Annotated in this window: 18 protein-coding genes and 1 pseudogene; 11 read left to right on the top strand and 8 right to left on the bottom strand. The window is 72.4% G+C overall.

All coding sequences use genetic code 11. The annotated features are described in order from the left end of the window. Positions 1 to 138: 138 nt before the first annotated feature. Positions 139 to 510: a thioredoxin family protein gene (locus tag ACZ6Y1_RS04970; protein WP_469622971.1), complete on the bottom strand. Its 372-nt coding sequence runs from the start codon at positions 508 to 510 to the stop codon at positions 139 to 141. A gap of 518 nt (positions 511 to 1,028) precedes the next feature. Between ACZ6Y1_RS04970 and ACZ6Y1_RS04965 the strand changes: the two genes are divergently transcribed. From ACZ6Y1_RS04965 to ACZ6Y1_RS04950, 4 genes are all read left to right on the top strand, one after another. Continuing rightward, positions 1,029 to 2,417, top strand: a complete 1,389-nt coding sequence (locus ACZ6Y1_RS04965) for a rhodanese-like domain-containing protein (RefSeq protein ID WP_469622968.1) — start codon at positions 1,029 to 1,031, stop codon at positions 2,415 to 2,417. A gap of 208 nt (positions 2,418 to 2,625) precedes the next feature. Next, positions 2,626 to 3,210 carry a rhodanese-like domain-containing protein gene (locus ACZ6Y1_RS04960; RefSeq protein WP_469622966.1) on the top strand — a complete coding sequence of 195 codons (585 nt, stop codon included), beginning with the start codon at positions 2,626 to 2,628 and terminating at the stop codon, positions 3,208 to 3,210. After that, complete coding sequence (locus ACZ6Y1_RS04955) at positions 3,207 to 4,259, top strand: sulfite exporter TauE/SafE family protein (RefSeq protein ID WP_469622962.1); 1,053 nt, start codon at positions 3,207 to 3,209, stop codon at positions 4,257 to 4,259. The genes ACZ6Y1_RS04960 and ACZ6Y1_RS04955 overlap by 4 nt, the downstream gene beginning before the upstream one ends. Beyond that, positions 4,159 to 4,425 carry a metal-sensitive transcriptional regulator gene (locus ACZ6Y1_RS04950; RefSeq protein ID WP_031004254.1) on the top strand — a complete coding sequence of 89 codons (267 nt, stop codon included), beginning with the start codon at positions 4,159 to 4,161 and terminating at the stop codon, positions 4,423 to 4,425. The genes ACZ6Y1_RS04955 and ACZ6Y1_RS04950 overlap by 101 nt, the downstream gene beginning before the upstream one ends. Here ACZ6Y1_RS04950 and ACZ6Y1_RS04945 read toward each other — a convergent pair. The 3 genes and pseudogenes from ACZ6Y1_RS04945 to ACZ6Y1_RS04935 all read right to left on the bottom strand — a co-directional run. Beyond that, entirely contained in the window at positions 4,412 to 5,323 is a 912-nt protein-coding gene (locus ACZ6Y1_RS04945; RefSeq protein WP_469622957.1) for a helix-turn-helix domain-containing protein, read from the bottom strand. The genes ACZ6Y1_RS04950 and ACZ6Y1_RS04945 overlap by 14 nt on opposite strands. 199 nt (positions 5,324 to 5,522) lie before the next feature. Further along, positions 5,523 to 5,699: an LPXTG cell wall anchor domain-containing protein gene (locus ACZ6Y1_RS04940; RefSeq protein ID WP_469623689.1), complete on the bottom strand. Its 177-nt coding sequence runs from the start codon at positions 5,697 to 5,699 to the stop codon at positions 5,523 to 5,525. 144 nt (positions 5,700 to 5,843) lie between these two features. Beyond that, positions 5,844 to 6,203: pseudogene (locus ACZ6Y1_RS04935) on the bottom strand (chaplin); the annotation flags it as partial. Between the two features lie 535 nt (positions 6,204 to 6,738). On the opposite strand from ACZ6Y1_RS04935, the gene ACZ6Y1_RS04930 reads away from it, so the two are divergent. Continuing rightward, positions 6,739 to 8,325, top strand: a complete 1,587-nt coding sequence (locus ACZ6Y1_RS04930; RefSeq protein ID WP_469622955.1) for a fatty acyl-CoA synthetase — start codon at positions 6,739 to 6,741, stop codon at positions 8,323 to 8,325. A 300-nt stretch (positions 8,326 to 8,625) separates the two neighbouring features. On the opposite strand, the gene ACZ6Y1_RS04925 is transcribed toward ACZ6Y1_RS04930, so the two are convergent. The 3 genes from ACZ6Y1_RS04925 to paaK all read right to left on the bottom strand — a co-directional run bounded on the left by ACZ6Y1_RS04925 (position 8,626) and on the right by paaK (position 11,816). Continuing rightward, a complete protein-coding gene (locus ACZ6Y1_RS04925) occupies positions 8,626 to 9,492 on the bottom strand; it encodes an oxidoreductase (RefSeq protein ID WP_469622951.1) in 867 nt (288 codons plus the stop codon). Between the two features lie 69 nt (positions 9,493 to 9,561). After that, the gene (locus ACZ6Y1_RS04920; protein WP_469622948.1) at positions 9,562 to 10,416 is read right to left on the bottom strand and encodes a YhjD/YihY/BrkB family envelope integrity protein; all 855 of its coding nucleotides are present in this window, start codon (positions 10,414 to 10,416) and stop codon (positions 9,562 to 9,564) included. Positions 10,417 to 10,508: 92 nt separating this feature from the next. Beyond that, positions 10,509 to 11,816: a phenylacetate--CoA ligase PaaK gene (paaK, locus tag ACZ6Y1_RS04915; RefSeq protein ID WP_469622945.1), complete on the bottom strand. Its 1,308-nt coding sequence runs from the start codon at positions 11,814 to 11,816 to the stop codon at positions 10,509 to 10,511. A gap of 107 nt (positions 11,817 to 11,923) precedes the next feature. On the opposite strand from paaK, the gene ACZ6Y1_RS04910 reads away from it, so the two are divergent. Beyond that, complete coding sequence (locus tag ACZ6Y1_RS04910) at positions 11,924 to 12,799, top strand: alpha/beta fold hydrolase (RefSeq protein WP_469622942.1); 876 nt, start codon at positions 11,924 to 11,926, stop codon at positions 12,797 to 12,799. A 507-nt stretch (positions 12,800 to 13,306) separates the two neighbouring features. Here the strand turns inward: ACZ6Y1_RS04910 and ACZ6Y1_RS04905 are convergent. After that, positions 13,307 to 14,938 (bottom strand): acyl-CoA synthetase, encoded by a 1,632-nt coding sequence (locus tag ACZ6Y1_RS04905; RefSeq protein WP_469622939.1) that lies wholly within the window; start codon positions 14,936 to 14,938, stop codon positions 13,307 to 13,309. Positions 14,939 to 15,118: 180 nt separating this feature from the next. Here ACZ6Y1_RS04905 and ACZ6Y1_RS04900 point away from each other — a divergent pair, with 180 nt between their 5' ends. The 5 genes from ACZ6Y1_RS04900 (at position 15,119) to ACZ6Y1_RS04880 (ending at position 19,811) form a co-directional block, all read left to right on the top strand. Further along, on the top strand, positions 15,119 to 15,919 hold the full coding sequence (locus tag ACZ6Y1_RS04900) for a crotonase/enoyl-CoA hydratase family protein (protein ID WP_469622936.1): 801 nt from the start codon (positions 15,119 to 15,121) through the stop codon (positions 15,917 to 15,919). Between the two features lie 306 nt (positions 15,920 to 16,225). Next, positions 16,226 to 17,185, top strand: coding sequence for a Zn-ribbon domain-containing OB-fold protein (locus ACZ6Y1_RS04895; RefSeq protein WP_469622931.1), 960 nt, complete (start codon positions 16,226 to 16,228; stop codon positions 17,183 to 17,185). Further along, positions 17,185 to 18,255: a thiolase domain-containing protein gene (locus ACZ6Y1_RS04890; protein ID WP_469622928.1), complete on the top strand. Its 1,071-nt coding sequence runs from the start codon at positions 17,185 to 17,187 to the stop codon at positions 18,253 to 18,255. Before ACZ6Y1_RS04895 ends, ACZ6Y1_RS04890 begins: the two co-directional genes overlap by 1 nt. Continuing rightward, positions 18,252 to 19,463: a thiolase domain-containing protein gene (locus tag ACZ6Y1_RS04885; protein ID WP_469622925.1), complete on the top strand. Its 1,212-nt coding sequence runs from the start codon at positions 18,252 to 18,254 to the stop codon at positions 19,461 to 19,463. Before ACZ6Y1_RS04890 ends, ACZ6Y1_RS04885 begins: the two co-directional genes overlap by 4 nt. Before the next feature lie 120 nt (positions 19,464 to 19,583). After that, positions 19,584 to 19,811 carry a DUF397 domain-containing protein gene (locus ACZ6Y1_RS04880; protein ID WP_376659906.1) on the top strand — a complete coding sequence of 76 codons (228 nt, stop codon included), beginning with the start codon at positions 19,584 to 19,586 and terminating at the stop codon, positions 19,809 to 19,811. Positions 19,812 to 20,019: the final 208 nt, after the last annotated feature.

Here is a 20,019-nt window from a genome sequence, read left to right as displayed (position 1 = left end):
GGGAGCGCGAAGCCGGAGGCCGCGCCCGTACAGCGCGAACGCGCCCGGCCCGATGGACGTCGATCCCGGTCAGGATGCCGAAGCCCTGGTCGGCCCAGGGGGCGGGCCGCGAACAGCATGAGGTGGTGACTCCGGGCGTCAGTTCCGCCCTGCCGTGCGGGTGGCGGCCTGCCGGTGGAGCTCGTCCATGTCGACGGACCGAATCCTGGTGATCAGTTCCTCCAGGGCCTGTGGCGGCAGTGCGCCGGGCTGCGCGTAGAGCGCCGTCCGGTGGCGGATGGCCATCAGGGTGGGGATGGAGGAGATCCGGAAGGCGCCGGCGAGTTCCGGCTGCGCCTCGGTGTCGACCTTGCCGAAGACGATGTCCGGGTGGCGCTCGGCTGCCTTCTCGTAGACGGGGGCGAACCTACGGCAGGGGCCGCACCATCCGGCCCAGAAGTCGATCAGCACGATCTCCGAGCCCGTGACGGTGTCCTCGAAGTTTTCCTTGGTCAGCTCGACGGTCGGCATGGGTTCCACTCTCCTCCCATATACCCGGTGGGGTATACGACGCTTCAACGGGCGTAAGAGCGGGTTTGTTCCGTGCGGCCGCGAGCCGGCGGCTCCACGGATACCCAGGGGGGTATTTGACAGTGTCGGCGGGAGGTGTTTACCGTCGAAGGCGTAATACCCACGGGGGTATCTGGAGGTGAACCCGCTCATGACTCGTGAAGTGGACCTGCAGAGCTTCGTCGCGGCCCGGAGTGCCGACGCCGTGGTTGTCGACGTGCGGGAGCCGGAGGAGTGTCGGGCAGCACGCGGGCCTGGTGCGCATCTCGTCCCGCTGCCGAGGCCGGCCGCCGCCCTTTCCGCCGCCGGCGGGACCCGCGGCCGGGCCGGCGGCGCGGGTTGCCCGCTCGTGCCCGGGGTCGCCCCCGGGGCGGTCTGACCTTCCCCCGTTCACGCGCCCGCCCCTCCGAGGGACGGGCCACCTTTTGACCTCTCAAATACCCCCCAGGGTATTGGAGTCATCGATTACGGAGGCTTCCGTGTTCTTCGCCCAGTACTACCTCGAATGCCTCTCGCAGGCGTCGTACATGATCGCCGACGAGACCACCGGCAAGGCGGTGGTCGTCGATCCCCGCCGGGACGTCTCGGAGTACCTGGCGGACGCCGAGGCCCGCGGCTTCACCGTGGTCGGCGTCATCAACACCCACTTCCACGCGGACTTCGTCGCCGGACACCTCGAGATGGCGGCCGAGACCGGCGCCTGGATCGGCTACGGACGCCGGGCCGAGACCGAGTACCCGATCCGCAAGCTCGCCGCCGGCGAGACGATCACTCTGGGCGACGTCAGCCTGGAGATCATGGAGACCCCGGGGCACACCCCGGAATCGATCAGCGTGCTGGTCCACGAGCACGGCCGGGACGCCGTCCCGTACGGCGTGCTCACCGGCGACGCGCTCTTCATCGGCGACGTGGGCCGCCCCGACCTGCTCGCCTCCGCCGGTGTCACCGCCGACGAACTCGGCGCCATGCTCTACGACAGCGTCCACAACAAGCTGATGGGCCTGCCGGACGAGGTGCGGGTCTTCCCCGCGCACGGCGCCGGATCCGCCTGCGGCAAGAACCTCTCGGCGCAGAAGCAGTCCACCATCGGCGAGCAGCGGGCCACCAACTACGCCTGCGTGCCCATGACGCAGGCCGAGTTCGTGGCCATCGTGACCGCCGGACAGTCCGCTGCTCCCGGCTACTTCGCCTTCGACGCCGAGCTCAACCGCAAGGAGCGCGAGCTGTTCGACCCGGCCGCCGCACCGAGGCCGCTGAGCGTCGAGGACTTCACCCACCTCCGCGCTTCCGGCGCCGTGGTCGTTGACGCCCGTGACCCGCAGGCGTTCGCAGCCGGACACTTGCGCGGCTCGGTGAACGTGCCGGCCGACGGCCGCTTCGCCGAGCAGGCCGGCACCGTCCTGCCCGCCCACGCCGACCTGCTGGTCGTCACCCCGCAGAACCGCGAGGAGGAGATCGTCACCCGCCTGGCCCGGATCGGCTTCGACCGCGTGGCCGGCTACCTGCGCTCCCCGGACGACGCCCTGACCGCCCTGGCCGACGAGGTCACCTCGGCCGGCCGCCTCACCGCCGCCGAGGTCCGTGCCGCCCTGGCGGGCGACAACCCGCCGGTCGTCATCGACGTCCGCAACTGCGGCGAGCGCGGAGACGACGGCTTCATCGACGGCGCCGTGCACATCGCGCTCGGCGAGCTGCCCCGCCGCATGGACGAGATTCCCCGCGACCGGTCCCTGGTCCTGCACTGCGCGGGCGGCCACCGCTCGTCGATCGCCGCGAGCCTGCTGCGCCACCACGGCTACACCGACGTTTCGGACATCCTCGGGGGCCATGCCGCCTGGGTCCTGTCGAACACGCCCGCCGCCGTCTGACGGAGCCGGGCCGGCCCCACCGGGGCCGGCCGGTGATCCCCGGCCCTTCGAAGCCGCCGGCGCAGCCGCGCGTGGCCTCGTGCTCCGACCGGCCCCGTTCGGACGCGCCGGCCCACACCCGCCCCCACCCATCCCGCCTGCCCCAACACCTCCGCATATACCCCTCCCCGTATTTCATGCGGACCCTTCACCACGACGGAGAGCTTTCATGACCATCGACGCCTCCCGCGCCGTCGGCCTCACCCCCGCCGCCCTTCAACAGCTCACCGCCGGCGGACGCGGCCCCCGCGTGCTGGACGTGCGCACCCCGGGCGAGTTCCGGACGGTCCACATCCCCGGTGCCTACAACGTCCCGCTCGACACCCTGCGCGAGCACCGCGCCGAACTCCTGACCCACCTCGACGAGGACGTCGTCCTCGTCTGTCGCTCCGGCGCCCGCGCCGCCCAGGCCGAGCAGGCCCTCGCTGAGGCCGGCTTGCCCAACCTGCGCGTCCTGGACGGCGGCATGACGGCCTGGGAGGCCGCCGGCGCCCCGGTCAACCGGGGCGAGGCGCGCTGGGACCTGGAGCGCCAGGTCCGCCTGATCGCCGGATCGACCGTGCTCGTCACCGGCGTCGCGGGTGTATTCGTGCCCGGAGCGCACCTGATCGGTGCCGCGATCGGCGCCGGGCTGACGTTCGCCGCCCTCAGCAACACCTGCGCCATGGGCATGATCCTGTCCAAGTTGCCCTACAACCGCGGACCGCGTACAGACATCCGCACCGTCATCGCCTCCCTGCGGGACCGCTCGTGATCGCGCTCATCCTCGCGGTTTCCGTCCTGATCGGCGTCAGTCTGGGCATCCTGGGCGGCGGCGGTTCCATCCTGACCGTGCCGATCCTGGTCTACCTGGCCGGGATGGATACCAAGCAGGCCATCGCCACCTCCCTGTTCGTCGTCGGCGTGACCAGCCTTGTCGGCCTCGTCCCGCACGCCCGGGCCGGCCGGGTGCGCTGGCGCACCGGGCTGATCTTCGGCGCGGTCAGCATGGTCGGCGCCTACGGCGGCGGACGCCTCGCCGAGTACATCCCCGGCACCGTACTGCTCGTCGCCTTCGCCCTGATGATGCTCGCCACGGCCGCCGCCATGCTCCGCAAGTCCCGCAAGGCGAAGCCGGTTGAGGCTGCCCATACCGAACTGCCCCTCACGCACGTGATCGTCGAGGGCCTCGTCGTCGGCGCGGTCACCGGTCTGGTCGGCTCCGGCGGCGGATTCCTCGTCGTCCCCGCCCTCGCCCTGCTCGGCGGACTCCCCATGAGCGTCGCCGTCGGTACCTCGCTCCTGGTCATCGCGATGAAGTCCTTCTCGGGACTCGCCGGCCACCTCGCCGACGTCCAGATCGACTGGAACCTCGCCCTGCTGGTGACCGGCGCGGCCGTCGTAGGCAGCCTCATCGGCAGCCGCTTCGCCGGGCGCATCCCCCAGGACACCCTGCGCAAGGCGTTCGGCTGGTTCGTCGTCGTCATGGGTGTCTTCGTCCTCGGCCGGCAACTGCCCCACGCGATCTGGGCCGGCCCGCTCGCCTGGACCGGTATCGGCCTCGCGGTGGCGACCGCGGTGACCTGGGGCACAGTGCGAGCACGCCGCCCACGGCCCGCCATGGAAGCGCCCCGGGTAGGCTCCCCGGAATCGGCCGCACGCCCCTGGCGTTATACCCGCAGGGGTATTCTTGAGCCGATGGTCGGTATGAAGGAGGAACTCGGTGAAGGTGGAAGAAGAGGCGGCGACCGCGGTCCTCAACCGGCTGAGGCGCGCTCAAGGGCAGCTCGCGGGTGTCATCGCCATGATCGAGGCCGGCCGTGACTGCAAGGACGTCGTCACGCAGCTCGCGGCGGTCTCCCGCGCCCTCGACCGGGCCGGCTTCAAGATCGTCGCGAGCGGCATGCGCCAGTGCCTCGCCGAGAGCGAGGAAGGCGCGCCGCCGATGAGCGAGCAGGAACTGGAGAAGCTCTTCCTCACGCTCGCGTGACCCGCGACGGCGGCCGGCGGACACCGTCGGCCGCCGTCGGCGCACTTGTCCCAGACGAGCTCGGGTTCATCGTCGTTGCCACGAATGACGCGTGGGGACCCGTCGCTCCGGCGTGCACGGGGAGGTCGGCCAGGCGCCGTTCGAGCATGCCGGCTGAGCCGGATCGCCTGCTGGCCGTGCGCATGAGCACCGTACGGCGTCGTAGGCGAGCGCGCAGTCCCGCGCCGGGGATGTGTCCGGCGTGGTACTCCTCCAGCGGCCGGACGTCGAACCCGACCACGTTGCGGCGGCCTGGTGGCGGTCGGCGATCTTCCGCAGCAGGGCGAAGAGCTGGGCGCCGCTGGGCGACGTCGTCGCCGGCGAGCCGGTAGCGGCTCCGGACGCCTTCCCGGAGCGTGGCGACGAAACCGCCCTGCTTGAGGGTCTGCAAGTGTGCCGAGGCGTCGTGAGGTCCTGCCTCCTCGACCTGGGCGATGGCCGCGCTCTCGCCGTCGATGCGAGTCGTGACCTGCGCGCCCTGCACGCCGCCGCCGAGCGGCGCGGTCTGGCCCTGGCCTACGCGGCCGATACGCATCTGCACGCCGACCTCCTCTCCGGTGCCGTCCAGCTCGCCCCCGACCACGGAGCCGCGATCCTGGCACCGGGCGAAGGCGATGAGGTCGGCCTCCCCGTCACCGGCGGGTTGCTGATCGTGAACTCCGCCGCCCGCACCGACCTCCTCGGCGCCGACCGGACGGAGGAGCCGGCCCGCGCTCAGTACCACTCCCTCGAGCGGCTGACCGCCCCGCCGGACGTAGGCCGAACCGGGCAGCGAACGCACCTTCGCCGTCGGCGCCGAGAAGCGGGCCAACCCGCTGCTCGCCGCACCCGAGGAGGACACCTCCGTGTCCCGGCTCATCGCGAGCCTGGGCACCTACCCCGCGTACCTCGACGGCTCGGCGAGGCCAACCGGCGCGGGCCCGCCGTGGTCACCGGCACCGCGCCGGTTACCGGTGCACAGGGCCACGGGTTCGGCCAGCGCGATGTGTGGGCCCGGCAGCGGGTCCGAGGCCTGCGCGGCCGCGCTGAGCCCGCCCGACGCGCGGGGCGGCTTCCCGTCAGCCTCGGCTGGGTGTGCTCGAACGGAAGCGCCGGGACAACACCCCTCCGGCCAGCAGCGCGGCCAGGCCCGCGGCGGCGGCTCCCGATGTGCCCTCCGTGCCGGTGTGGGCGAGGGCGTCGTCGCCGCGGTGCGGGACGTCGGTGGAGACCGGCCTCGGCAGGGAGCGGACCATGGGAGGTACGTGTGGCCGGGAGCGGACGGGAGGCTTCGAGCGCACCGACGGAGTGGTCTGCGTGGGCGGCTGCTGGGTGGGCTCCTCGGACGGTGCGGGTCGGCCGAACTCCTCGGGACGGTCGCCAGTGTTGTTCGCGGTCTGATTACCGAAGGCGGGACTACCGACACCCACCCCACTCACGGTGTTCCCGCTGGCGTTCACGGGCAAATGGATCGGAAGCCGGATGCCGTTGCCGGTGACAACGCCCGGCGAGTCCGTCGCACCGCCGTCGGATGTGGCCTGCCGTGGAGCCGGGGGCCGGTCGTCCCCGTGTGCAGGGGCACCAGCGTCGGCGCATCCGTTACCGATGGCGGGGTTGAGCAGCCCGACCACGTTCACGGTGTTCCCGCACGCGCTCACGGGGAGGTGTACCGGCAACTGGATGCCGTCGCCGGAGATCAGTCCGGGTGAGTCGGCAGTCGAACCGTCCGTTGTGGAGTCGGCATGCACCGACCCGGCCATGGCCATCACACCGGAGGCGGCGGCGACAGCGATCAGACTGTTTCGGTTGGCCCGTCTCATCGGTCTCCTGCTCTTTCAGACAATGTCGCGGGCGCCTGCCCGCACCTCGTGAAACGCAGGCCCGAGTTACCGGGTTACGACACGTCAGCCTTCTGCCGGTCCGGGCGTCCTGCTCGGGCGTCAGGGCAGAGCGGTTCGCCCGCCCACGGCCGCTCGCGCCGGTCATTGAGGCCCGTTGGTCACGGAATTGGCCGTTCACCGGCTGCGGCGCCACGCCTCGCCCCAGTGCCGAGGCGTGGGGGATCGGCGAAGTGGGGACGGCGAAGCTGCGGGCCGCCACGTCCGTGGCGGTGACAGGGAGGACCCAGCCGGCGCCCCTGCACGCCGGGTCGGTGATCCTGTTCTGGGCGAGCCAGGCGTGGATTCCGGCGGTCCAGTCGCGCATCAGCTCCTTGAGTTGCTTGCTCGGACCGGCGGTGCGGGCGTCGGTCTCCCGGTTATTGACCTTGGGCGTACGGGGCATGAGGATCGCGCCATGACGCCAGAGCGGGCAGGGCAAGGGCAGGCCGGTCAGGCCGGGCAGGCGGAGGGTGCGGACGGCGCGCGGCGGGCGGTGCGGGACCGGACGGTCGACGGACTCGTGCGCCACAGCGCGGGCCGGGTGCCCGACCGGGTCGCCGTCCGCTACCACGAACGGACCTGGACCTACGCGGAACTCGACGCGGCCGCCACCACCGGCGCCGCCGTGCTGCGGGAGCGGTACGGGCTGTCCGAGGGGGACCGGGTAGCGACCTTCGCCCACAACTCCGACGCCTACCTCCTCGCCTTCCTCGCCTGCGCCCGCGCCGGGCTCACGCACGTCCCGGTGAACCAGAACCTCACCGGCGAGGACCTGGCGTACATCCTGGACAACAGCACCAGCGCCCTGGTCCTCGCGGATCCGGACCTCGCCGGGCGGATCCCGGAGGGCTACCGGGTACGCCCGCTGCGGGACGCCGCCGGATCCTTCCTGGGCGAGCTCGCCCAGCCGCTGCCCTTCGACGGCCGCAGCCAACCGGACGGGCTGGCGCAGCTGCTGTACACCTCCGGTACCACGGCCCTGCCCAAGGGCGCGATGATGACGCACCGGGCGCTCGCGCACGAGTACGAGAGCGCGATCGAGGCGCTGGACCTGGCCGAGGAGGACCGGCCGGTGCACTCGCTGCCGCTGTACCACTCGGCGCAGATGCATGTCTTCCTGCTGCCGTACCTGGCGGTGGGGGCGAGCAACACCATCCTGGACGCGCCGGTCGCGGAGCGGGTCTTCGACCTGGTGGAGGCGGGGGAGGCGGACAGCCTCTTCGCCCCGCCGACCGTGTGGATCGGACTGGCCAACCACCCCGACTTCGGGCGGCGCGACCTGAGCGCCCTGCGCAAGGCGTACTACGGGGCGTCGATCATGCCGGTACCGGTCCTGGAGCGGCTGCGCGAGCGGCTGCCCGGACTCGGCTTCTACAACTGCTTCGGCCAGAGCGAGATCGGCCCGCTGGCCACGGTACTGGGGCCGGACGAGCACGAGGGGCGGATGGACTCCTGCGGGCGGACCGTACGGCATGTGGAGGCGAAGGTCGTCGACGAGGACGGCAAGGACGTGCCGGCCGGCACGGCGGGCGAGGTGGTCTACCGGTCACCGCAGCTGTGCCGGGGCTACTGGAACGACCCGGAGGCCACGGAGAAGGCCTTCCGGGACGGCTGGTTCCGCTCGGGCGACCTCGCGGTGCGCGACGCCGAGGGCTATTTCACGGTCGTCGACCGGGTCAAGGACGTCATCAACTCGGGCGGCGTGCTGGTCGCCTCCCGGCAGGTCGAGGACGTGCTGTACACGCACCCGGGGGTTGCCGAGGCGGCCGTGGTCGGGCTGCCGGACGAGCGGTGGATCGAGGCGGTGACGGCCGTGGTGGTGCCGCGCGGGGAGGTGACCGAGGCCGAGCTGATGGCGTACGCGCGGGAGAAGCTGGCCCACTTCAAGGCCCCGAAGCAGGTCCTGTTCGTGGACGCCCTCCCGCGCAACGCCAGCGGCAAGATCCTCAAGCGCGACCTCCGCGACCGATTCGCCGCCCGCCCGCCGGCCGGCTCGCACTGACGAGGCTCTCCGACCGCCAGGGCGCGGCCCCCGGCCGAGGGCTCGGCCCCCCGGCCCAGGGCGGCCCGGACCAAGCCCGAGGCCCGGCCCTGCCTCGGTCTCGCCCCGGCCCTGCCTCGGCCTCGCCTCGGCCTTGCCCCGGCGTTGCCCCGGCCTCGCCTCGGCCGCGCCCCCGCCTCGCTCCGGCCCGGCGCCGCCCCGGGACCGGCGGAGCCCCCTTGGCCCGGCGCCCGGCCTCGTGTTCGGAGGGGTGCTCGGGCGGGCGGCCATGGGGCGGGGGCCGGTGCGCGGTCGGCGGGATCAGGCGTCGAAGTCCGTACCGCGGCTGGTCGGCTCCCAGGTGAGGGCTTCGGCGCGAGCCGCGTCCGCGTGGGCCAGGATCGCGTCGAGCGCGTCGTTGCCGAGCGCCAGCCGCAGCGGCGTGTGCTCGGCGTCCAGCGCGGCGAGGATCGCCGCGGCCGCCTTGACGGGGTCGCCGGGCTGCTTGCCGTCACTGTCCGGCAGACCCTTGCGGACTCCGCCCACCGTGTCCGCGTATGCCTCCAGCTCGGTGGCGGTCTGCTGCAGCGCCGCCCCGCCGGCGAAGCCCGTACGGAACGCACCCGGCTCCACGATCAGTGCCTTGATGCCGAACGCCGCGACCTCCCCGGCGAGCGCCTCCGTCAGCCCCTCCAGGGCGAACTTCGTCGCCGAGTACGCCCCGACCCCGGGGAACGACAGCCGTCCGCCCATGCTGCTCATCTGGACGACGGCACCCGACTTGCGGGCCCGCATGTGGGGGAGGACGGCGCGGGTGAGCGCCGCCGGACCGAAGAAGTGCAGGTCCATCAGGTCCCGGAGCTCGGCGTCCGAGGTTTCCTCCACGGCCCCGATCAGGCCCCGGCCCGCGTTGTTGACCAGGACGTCGATCCGGCCGAAGCGGTCCACGACCTCCGCCACGGCCGCCTCGGCGCGCGTGACGTCCGCGACGTCCACGGCGAGCGGCACGAGCCGCTCCGGGTGCTCGGCCGCGAGTGCTTCGAGCGGCTGGGTGCGGCGGGCCGCCGCGACCACGGTGTCACCGGCCGCGAGCGCGGCCTCGGTGAGGGTCCGGCCGAAGCCGGACGAGGCCCCGGTGATCAGCCAGACCCGGCCGGTCACTTCACCCGCGGCGTGCTGCGTTGTCATCAATCCCCCTGTGGATCAAGTGTGTTGACTGCGGTGCGAACCGATCCTGCCATCAGTGGAGCGGTGGGGTCAGCCCGTTTCCGGATCATGGGATGGCCCCCCGTCGGAGGGGAGGAGTCCGTCGCGCCGCAGGCGCGTCAGCGTGAGGTGCTCATGGACGAGCCGACCGACGAGCGCCCCGCCGTACACCACGAAGCCCACCCCGACCAGCCAGGACTGCACGACCAGCAGGGTGCCGAAGGGGCCGTACGTCACGGCGTTCGACGCGATCAGCGGGGAGAACACCAGCTGCGAGAAGACCCGCAGCCCCAGCAGCCCCAGGCTCGTCGCCAGCGCACCCGGTACCAGCGCGCGCCAGCGGACCCGCCCGCAGAGCAGCAGCCGCTGCGAGGCGACGAAGAACAGGCAGGTGCCGAACAGGTCGCCCAGGGTGCCCACGGCCGTGCCGAGGACACTGTGGGGCGGCGCCGGGATCGCCACCAGCAGGGCGAGGTAGCAGACCAGCAGGGCCAGCCAGACGACGTGCCGCCACATGGTGTGCCAGCGGGCGGTCGGCAGGTCCCAGACCTTCTCGTAGCCGGTCTGCACGGCGGAACCGAAGGTCAGGCCGAAGACGGCCAGCGCCGCTAGGCCGAAGGCAGTGGTCCGCTCCAGCGCCAGGTCCGCCGCGCCGAACAACAGCTCGACCCGGGCGCGGGACGCCTGTGTCACCCCGAGGGCCTGGCCGAGCCAGCGGCCGAACCCCGAACCGCTGCCGGGTGCGGCGGCCGCCACGACGATCAGCAACGGCACCAGGGTGAGGAAGCCGAGGGCCGCGAAGCCCATCGCCCGGTGCATGAGCTCCATCTCCCGGCCTCGGCTCCACGCCAGACCGGCAGGGGAGCCCTGGAGCCGGTCGTAGAGCTGCCGGATGATCGAGGTCACGCCTCATGCCCTACCCGCGCGGGCAGCCCCCTTCCCGGAAGGGACCTCGAAGTGGACCCGAAAGGGTGGTTTCACCCGCCCCCGGGCGTGTGTCACTCCGCCCCGGCGCCCCGCAGGTCCACCAGCCGCTTGATCTTCCCCACCGAACGCTCCAGGGTCTCCGGGTCGACGACCTCCACCCGGACGGAGACCCCGATGCCCTCCTTGACGGCCCGGACGACCTCGGCGGCCGCGGCGGCCCTGCGGTCCGCCCCCGTCTCACGACGGGCCTCCACCCGCACCGTCAGCGCGTCGAGCCGCCCCTCCCGGGTCAGCCGCAGCTGGAAGTGCGGAGCCAGCCCGGCCGTCCGGAGCAGGATCTCCTCGACCTGGGTCGGATACATGTTGACCCCGCGCAGGATGATCATGTCGTCGCTACGGCCCGTGATCTTCTCCATCCGGCGGAAGGCGGGCCGGGCCGTACCGGGCAGCAGCCGGGTCAGGTCCCGGGTGCGGTAGCGGATGACGGGCATGGCCTCCTTGGTGAGGGAGGTGAACACCAGCTCGCCCGGCTCGCCGTCGGGCAGTACCTCGCCCGTCAGGGGGTCGACCACCTCGGGGTAGAAGTGGTCCTCCCATATGTGGAGCCCGTCCTTGGTCGACGCGAACTCCTGGGCCACGCCCGGACCCATGACCTCGGACAGCCCGTATATGTCCACCGCGTCGATGCCGAGCCGCTCCTCGATCTCCCGACGCATCTCCTCCGTCCACGGCTCCGCACCGAAGATGCCCGTCCGCAGGGAGGTGGCGCGCGGATCGATGCCCTGGCGCTCCATCTCGTCCAGCAGGGTCAGCATGTAGGAGGGCGTCACCATGATGACCTCCGGTCTGAAGTCCTCGATGAGCCGGACCTGCCGGTCCGTCATCCCGCCCGACGCGGGCACGACCGTGCAGCCGAGGCGCTCGGCCCCGTAGTGCGCGCCGAGGCCGCCGGTGAACAGGCCGTAGCCGTAGGCGATGTGCACGATCTGGCCGGGCCGGCCGCCTGCTGCCCGTATCGACCGGGCCACCACGTCCGCCCAGGTGGAAAGGTCCCCGTCGGTGTAACCGACCACGGTGGGGCGCCCCGTGGTTCCGCTGGAGGCGTGGATGCGGCGCACCTCGGAGCGCGGTACGGCGAACATGCCGAAGGGGTACTGGTCGCGGAGGTCGGTCTTCGCGGTGAAGGGGAACAGGGCGAGGTCGGCGAGGGAGCGGCAGTCGTGGGGATGCACGCCCGCCTTGTCGAAGGCCTCGCGGTAGAAGGGCACCCGCTCGTAGGCGCGGAGCAGGGTCGCGCGCAGCCGGCTCAACTGGAGGGAGGCCAGCTCATCGCGGCTGAGCCGCTCGCCTTTGTCGTGGAGATCCGCGTGCACCACCATGCCGTCACCTCATCCTGAATGAACCGAACGATCATTCGGTAGATTGCCAGGTGTGCGTGAGGTAAATCAATGACTCGAACGAGTGATCGTCTGTTGTGATGGTCCGCATGCCTACCTTCACGACGTACGACGGAACGGGACTCGTCTACCACCTCAAGGGCGGGGATGGGGGCGGGGGCGGGGGAGGGAGTGAACCGCTCATCTGCATTCCGGGCGGCGCCATGCGGGCCTCGGCCTACCTGGGGGACCTCGGAGGCCTGGGCGCGGGGCGGCGGCTGGTCCTGCTCGACCTGCGCGGCACGGGTGACTCCGCCGTCCCGGCGGACGAGTCGACGTACCGGGTCGACCACCAGGTGGCGGACGTCGAGGCGCTGCGGGTCCATCTCGGACTGGAGCGCATGGACGTGCTCGCGCACTCGGCCGGCGGCAATCTCGCCCTGCTCTACGCGGCCGCGCATCCGGACCGGGTACGCCGGATCGTGCTGGTCACCCCCACCGCCTGGGCCGTGGACCTGCCGGTCACGGTGGAGCACCGGCTGGAGGCGGCCCGGCTGCGGGCGGGTACCGAGCTGTACGACCGGGCCATCGAGGCGTACGAGGGGATACTCGGCGGCGGCCCCGACACCGACGAGGCGTGGGAGGCGGCCGCCCCGCTGTTCTACGGGCGCTGGGACGATGCGGCCCGTGCCGACTGGGCCGCGGGCGCGGCGCAGCAGAACGAGAAGGCCGCCGAGGCCTATGCGGGGCCCGGCGCCTTCGACCCGCCGGCCACCCGGGCCGGGCTGCGGCGGGTCGAGGGGGAGGTGCTGGTGCTGGCGGGCGGGCTGGACGGGAACCCGCGGCCGGCCCTGGCCGGGCAGCTCGCGGAGCTGTTTCCGCGGGGGGTGGTGGATGTGCAGCCCGGGGCGGTGCACTTTCCTTGGCTGGACGACGCGGGGTGGTTCTCGGGCCGGGTGGAGCGGTTCCTGGCCTCCGGCCGGTGACTGGGTGCGGGTGGGGGTGCGGGTGCGGGGCGGGTGCCGCTGCGCGGAGCAGCTCCCCGCCCCGCCCTTCCTCCGTTCCCCGGGGCTCCGCCCCGGGCCCCGCGCCTCAAACGCCGGCGGGGCTGAAGGGTTGGGGCTCCGCCCCGGACCCCGCGCCGCAAACGCCGGCGGGGCTGAAGGGTTGGGGCTCCGCCCCGGACCCCGCGCCGCAAACGCCGGCGGGGCTGAAGGGTTGGGGCTCCGCCCCGGACCCCGCGCCGCAAACGCCGGCGGGGCTGAAAAGGATCGGGGCTCCGCCCCGTCCCCGCGCCGCAAACGCCGGCGGGGCTGAAGGGTCGGGGCTCCGCCCCGGGCCCCGTGTCGCAGGCGTCGGCGGGGCTGAAGGGTTGGGGCTCCGCCCCGGGCCCCGTGCCGCAGGCGTCGGCGGGGCTGAAAGGTCGGGGCCCGTGCCTCGGGCGGGGTCGGGGTTGGAGGGTTGCCCGGGGCTTGTGTCCCTGGCGGGGGTGGTCAGGTGGTTGTGTTGGCCTGCGTGGCTATCGTCTTGGCCCAGCGGTAGTCCGCCTTGCCGCTCGGGGAGCGCTGGATGGCGGGGGTGATCACCAGCTGGCGGGGGATCTTGTACCCCGCCAGTCTCGTGCGGCAGTGGGACTGGATCTCGTCCAGCGTCGGCTCGGGCGCGCCCTGCCGGATCTGGACCACCGCCGCCACGTGGTTGCCCCACTTCGGGTCCGCGACGCCCGCGACCAGCGCGTCGTACACGTCCGGGTGGGACTTCAGCGCCTGCTCGACCTCCTCCGGGTAGACCTTCTCGCCGCCCGTGTTGATGCACTGCGACCCGCGGCCGAGCACCGTGACGATGCCGTCCTCGTCGACGGTCGCCATGTCGCCCAGCAGCACCCAGCGCTCCGAACCCCGCTGGAAGAAGGTCTCGGCGGTCTTCACCGGGTCGTTGTAGTAGCCGAGCGGAACGTAGCCGCGCTGCGCCAGGCGTCCGGGAACGCCCACCGGCACCGGTTCGTGCGTGACCGGGTCCACCACCTGCGTGCGCTCGTTGACCTCCAGCCGGAAGCCCTTCTCCGGGCCGGAGTCGTCCGTCGCGCGCCCGTTGGAACCGGATTCGGAGGAGCCGAAGTTGTTCAGGAGGAGCACGTTCGGCGCCAGCCGCTGGAACTCCGCCTTCACCGTGTCCGACATGATCGCGCCGGACGAGGAGACACTGAAGAGGGAGGAGAGGTCGGTGCCCTTCAAAGGGCCGTTCAGCGCGTCGATCAGCGGCCGCAGCATCGCGTCTCCGACGAGGGAGACGCTGGAAACCTTCTCCTTCTCGATCGTGCGGAGCACTTCCTCCGGCGCGTACTTGCGGTGGATGACGATCCGCTGGCCGTAGTTGAAGGCGACGAACGACGTGAGCGTCGAGGTGCCGTGCATGAGGGGCGGCGCGGGGAAGAAGGTGAGTCCGGCGCCGCGCGCAGCGACCCGCTCGGCCAGTTCCTCGGGCCGCTTCACCGGCTCGCCCGACGGCTCACCGCCGAAGAGCCCCGCGAAGAAGAGGTCCTCGGCCCGCCACATCACGCCCTTCGGCATGCCCGTGGTGCCGCCGGTGTAGATGATGAAGAGGTCGTCGGGGCTGCGCGGCGGAAATCCCCGCTCGGGTGACCCGGCCGCCTCGGCGTCCTCGTACGCGATCGGAGCGATCGCGGGCTCCGGGGCGCCCTCGGGGGTGGCGCCGACCCGGATCAGGTGACGGAGCTTCGTGGTCCGGGGGAGCGCGGCCGCGACCCGCTCGGTGAACTCCCCCTCGAAGACGAGCGCCGCGAGGTCGGCGTCGTTGTAGAGGTAGACCAGTTCCTCCTCCACGTACCGGTAGTTCACGTTCACGGGTACGAGGCGGGCCTTCAGGCAGGCCAGTACGGTCTGGAGGTACTCGACCCCGTTGTAGAGGTGCAGGCCCAGGTGTTCGCCGGCCTTCAGGCCGCTGTCGAGCAGGTGGTGCGCGATCCGGTTGGCCGCCGCGTCCAGTTCGGAGTACGTCAGACGGCGCTCGGCGCCGGTGCCGGGGTGGTCGACGTACACGAGGGCCTCGCGGTCCGGGACCACGTCCACGACCGACTCGAACAGGTCGGCAAGGTTGTACTCCACCGTTCCTCCTGACGCGTGACGCGTGACGCGCATGGCTGGTCTGCTCGGCGGTCATTAGAGCGCCGCAGAAGGCAACAGGGAAGGCCGCCGCCCAAGAAATCTGACTGGGTGTCAGAAAACTATTGAACTGCACCCTCCCCTACTGCAACCTGTTCTAGGTCTTGAGACGGGAGGACGGCAATGGGTGGGACGGAACACCTGACCGTGGAGCGGCACGGTGCCACGCTGGTGCTGACCATGAACAGGCCCGAGGCGAAGAACGCGCTCTCGCTGCCGCTTCTGGTGGGCCTGTACGACGGCTGGCTGGAGGCGGACGCGGACGAGGAGATCCGCTCGGTGGTGCTGACCGGCGCGGGCGGGGACTTCTGTGCCGGCATGGACCTCAAGGCGCTCGCCGGCAAGGGCATGGCGGGCGACGCGTACCGGGACCGCCTCAAGGCCGACCCCGACCTCCACTGGAAGGCGATGCTCCGCCACCATCGGCCGCGCAAGCCGGTGATCGCGGCGGTCGAGGGGTACTGCGTGGCCGGCGGGACGGAGATCCTGCAGGGCACCGACATCCGGGTGGCGGGGGAGGGGGCCACGTTCGGACTGTTCGAGGTCAAGCGGGGGCTCTTCCCGATCGGCGGCTCCACGGTGCGGCTGCCGCGCCAGATCCCGCGTACGCACGCCCTGGAGATGCTGCTGACGGGGCGTCCGTACTCCGCCGAGGAGGCGGCGCGGATCGGACTGGTCGGACGGGTGGTGCCGGCCGGCACAGCGCTCGAGGCCGCGCTGGAGATCGCGGAGCAGATCAACGCGTGCGGGCCGCTGGCCGTGGAGGCCGTGAAGGCCTCGGTCTACGAGTCCGCCGAGCTGACGGAGACGGAGGGCCTGGCGGCGGAACTGCTGCGGGGGTGGCCGATCTTCGACACGGCGGACGCGAAGGAGGGGGCGCGGGCGTTCGCGGAGAAGCGGCCGCCGCTGTACCGCCGCGAGTAGTTCCCACCCCGCCGTACCGCCGCGAGTAGTTCCCGCGCCGTACCGCCGTACCGCCGTGCCGCTACCGCTACCGCTGCCGTACCGCCGTGCCGCTGCCGCCGCTGTACCGCCGCCGCCGTGCCGGGTGGAGGTGCGGCGCCACTGCCGGGGCGCTGCCCCGGACCCGCGCCTCAAACGTCGGCGGGGCTGTAATCGCCGGAACCGTCGGGGGCGGCGACCGCGCAAGACGTCAGACGGGGGAGTGGGCCCGCCCGGGGCCCGTCGAGCTGCCGCCCGTACCGGAATCGAACGCATCGGAGAGCCACCATGACAGCTGCCTCCCCACCGGAGGTGCTCCGCGCGCCCCTCGTCGTCGAGTTCCCCTTCACCCGGTCCCTCGGGCCCGTGCAGAGCGCCTTCCTCACCGGGCTGCGCGAAGGCGTCGTGCTCGGCGTCAGGACCTCCGGCGGCGCGGTGATGGTGCCGCCCGTCGAGTACGACCCCGCCACCGCCGAGGAGCTCCGCGAGCTCGTGGAGGTCGCGGCCACCGGCACCGTCACCACCTGGGCCTGGAACGGCCGTCCCCGGCCGAACCAGCCCCTGGACACCCCCTTCGCCTGGGTGCTGGTCAAGCTCGACGGCGCCGACACGGCCCTCCTGCACGCCCTCGACGCACCCGGCCCCGAATCCGTGCGCACCGGCATGCGGGTCCGGATCCGCTGGGCCGCCGACCGCACCGGCGCGATCACCGACATCGCCTGCTTCGAGCCGTACGAGGGACTGGACGTCGGCGAGGGCGCCCCGCACGACGGGGCCTTCGACGACGCCGTCCACGGCATCGTCGCCCGCGCCCGCCTCGACTACACCTACAGCCCGGGCCGCGCCCAGACCGCCTACATCAACGCCCTCTCCGAGCGGAAGACCGTCGGCGAGCGCTGCCCCTCCTGCCACAAGGTGTACGTCCCGCCGCGCGGCGCCTGCCCCACCTGCGGGGTGGCCACCACCGACCAGGTGGAGGTCGGCCCCGCCGGCACCGTCACCACCTTCTGCATCGTCAACATCAAGGCCAAGAACCTCGACATCGAGGTGCCGTACGTCTACGCGCACATCGCCCTCGACGGCGCCGGTCTCGCCCTGCACGGCCGGATCGGCGGAATCCCGTACGACCAGGTCCGCATGGGTCTGCGCGTCGAACCGGTCTGGACCGAAGGCGGCCGCTACCCCGACCACTACCGCCCCACCGGCGAGCCGGACGCGGACTACGACGCGTACAAGGAGCTCATCTGATGCCGAAGACGCCGTCGAGGTACGCCCGCGAGGTCGCCGTCGTCGCGTTCGCGCAGAGCGACCACCGCCGCGACACCTCCGACCTCAGCGAAGTCGAGATGGTCATGCCGGTCCTGCACCAGGTGCTGGCCGCCACCGGCCTGAAGGCCGGGGAGATCGGCTTCACCTGCTCCGGCTCCAGCGACTACCTGGCCGGCCGGGCCTTCTCCTTCACCATGACCCTCGACGGGGTGGGCGCCTGGCCGCCCATCTCCGAGTCGCACGTCGAGATGGACGGCGCGTGGGCCCTCTACGAGGCCTGGGTCAAGATCCAGACCGGCGAGGCCGACACCGCGCTGGTCTACTCGTACGGGAAGTCCTCGCCCGGATCGGTACGCGACGTGCTGACGCGCCAGCTCGACCCGTACTACGTGGCCCCCCTCTGGCCGGACTCCGTGGCCCTCGCCGCCCTCCAGGCCCAGGCCCTGATCGACGCGGGCGAGACCGACGAACCCGCCCTCGCCGCGATCGGCGCCCGCAGCCGCGCCGACGCCGAGGCCAACGCGCACGCCCAGCTCCGAGGCTCCGTTCCGCAGGGCGACTACCAGGTTGCTCCGCTGCGCACGGGGGACTGCCCGCCGATCGGCGACGGCGCCGCCGCCGTCGTCCTCGCCGCCGGCGACACCGCACGCCGGCTGTGCGCACGGCCCGCCTGGATCACCGGCATCGACCACCGCATCGAGGCTCACAGCCTGGGCCTGCGCGACCTCACCGACTCCCCGTCCACCCGCATCGCGGCCGAACGCGCCGGTGTCTTCGAGGCTCCCGTGGACACGGCGGAACTGCACGCGCCGTTCTCCTCCCAGGAAGTCGTCCTCCGCAAGGCGCTCGGCCTCGGTGAAGCGGTAGCCGTCAACCCCTCTGGCGGGGCCCTCGCCGCCAACCCGATGATGGCGGCCGGCCTCATCCGGATCGGCGAGGCGGCCGCCCGCATCCACCGCGGCGAGTCCGACCGGGCCGTCGCCCACGCCACCTCCGGCCCCTGCCTCCAGCAGAACCTGGTCGCCGTCCTGGAAGGGGACGCTCGGTGAGCACTACGGGTATCACGGGCACTACGGGCACTACCGGGACTACTGGCAAGGAGCCCGTCGCCGTTGTCGGGATCGGGCAGACCAAGCACGTCGCCGCCCGCCACGACGTCTCCATCGCCGGACTGGTCCGCGAGGCCGCGGCCCGCGCCCTCGCCGACGCCGAACTGACCTGGGCCGACATCGACGCGGTCGTCATCGGCAAGGCCCCCGACTTCTTCGAGGGGGTGATGATGCCCGAGCTCTACCTGGCGGACGCGCTCGGCGCCGTCGGCAAGCCGATGCTGCGCGTGCACACGGCGGGCTCGGTCGGCGGCTCCACGGCCCTCGTCGCCTCCAACCTGGTGGCCGCCCGCGTCCACCGCACGGTCCTCACCCTCGCGTTCGAGAAGCAGTCCGAGTCGAACGCCATGTGGGGACTCTCCCTCCCCGTGCCCTTCCAGCAGCCGCTGCTGGCGGGCGCCGGCGGGTTCTTCGCCCCGCACGTGCGCGCGTACATGCGGCGCACCGGCGCACCCGACACGGTCGGCTCGCTCGTCGCGTACAAGGACCGCCGCAACGCCCTGAAGAACCCGTACGCGCATCTGCACGAGCACGACATCACCCTGGAGAAGGTCCAGGCCTCGCCGATGCTGTGGGACCCGATCCGGTACTCCGAGACCTGCCCCTCCTCCGACGGGGCCTGCGCGATGATCCTCACCGACCGCGCGGGCGCGGCCCGTTCGCCCAGGCCGCCCGCCTGGGTGCACGGCGGGGCGATGCGCAGCGAACCGACGCTCTTCGCGGGCAAGGACTTCGTCTCCCCGCAGGCCGGCAAGGACTGCGCCGCCGACGTCTACCGGCAGGCCGGGATCACCGATCCGCGCCGTGAGATCGACGCGGTCGAGATGTACGTGCCGTTCTCCTGGTACGAGCCGATGTGGCTGGAGAACCTGGGCTTCGCGGAGGAGGGCGAGGGCTGGAAGCTCACCGAGGCCGGGGTCACCGAACTCGACGGGGACCTTCCGGTCAACCCGTCGGGCGGCGTCCTGTCCACCAACCCGATCGGCGCCTCCGGCATGATCCGCTTCGCGGAGGCCGCCCTCCAGGTCCGCGGACAGGCGGGGGAACACCAGGTCCCGGGAGCCCGCCGGGCCATGGGACACGCGTACGGCGGCGGCGCGCAGTTCTTCGCGATGTGGCTGGTGGGAGCGGAGCGGCCCACAGGCTGAGAGGACCGGGGGGTGCCGGACCGGTCAGGGTGACTCACCGTGGCCTGTGCGGCACCCGCCGCGGTGGTTAACCTTGGCCCCGGACGACGTACCGGGAGGAGCACGCACGTGGCAGAGAGCATGACTTCACAGCCCCTCGCTGGCTGGGGGAAGCCGGACCTCGATCTCACCGAGGCGGACTGGCAGTCGAGCAGCCGGGGAGCGGGTGACGTCCAGATCGCCTTCGTCGACGGCTTCATCGCGATGCGCAACAGCGAGCGCCCCGAAAGCCCTTCGCTGATCTTCGCGCCGGACGAGTGGCGCAAGTTCGTACTGGGCGCCCGGGGCGGGGAGTTCGACCTCACGTAGGCGTCGCCCCCCCCGCCGCGACCCGCCGCCCGGCCGCCGGGCAGCGGGTCGCGGCGCGCCGCAAAGCCGTTGCCCCGCCCGGCGGTTCCCGGCATGCTGGGCAGGTGATGACCGACCGCCGAAAGGGCGATGCCGCGTAGACGGCCGGGCGCGCTGCGCGCCGCACGAGGACGGTACGAGGACCGCCGGCCACCCGCATGGGTGCGCC

This window comes from Streptomyces sp. NPDC053432 (assembly GCF_055585365.1).
Note: the sequence above shows the minus strand (reverse complement) of the source record. Positions and strands in the feature narration are given on the sequence as shown.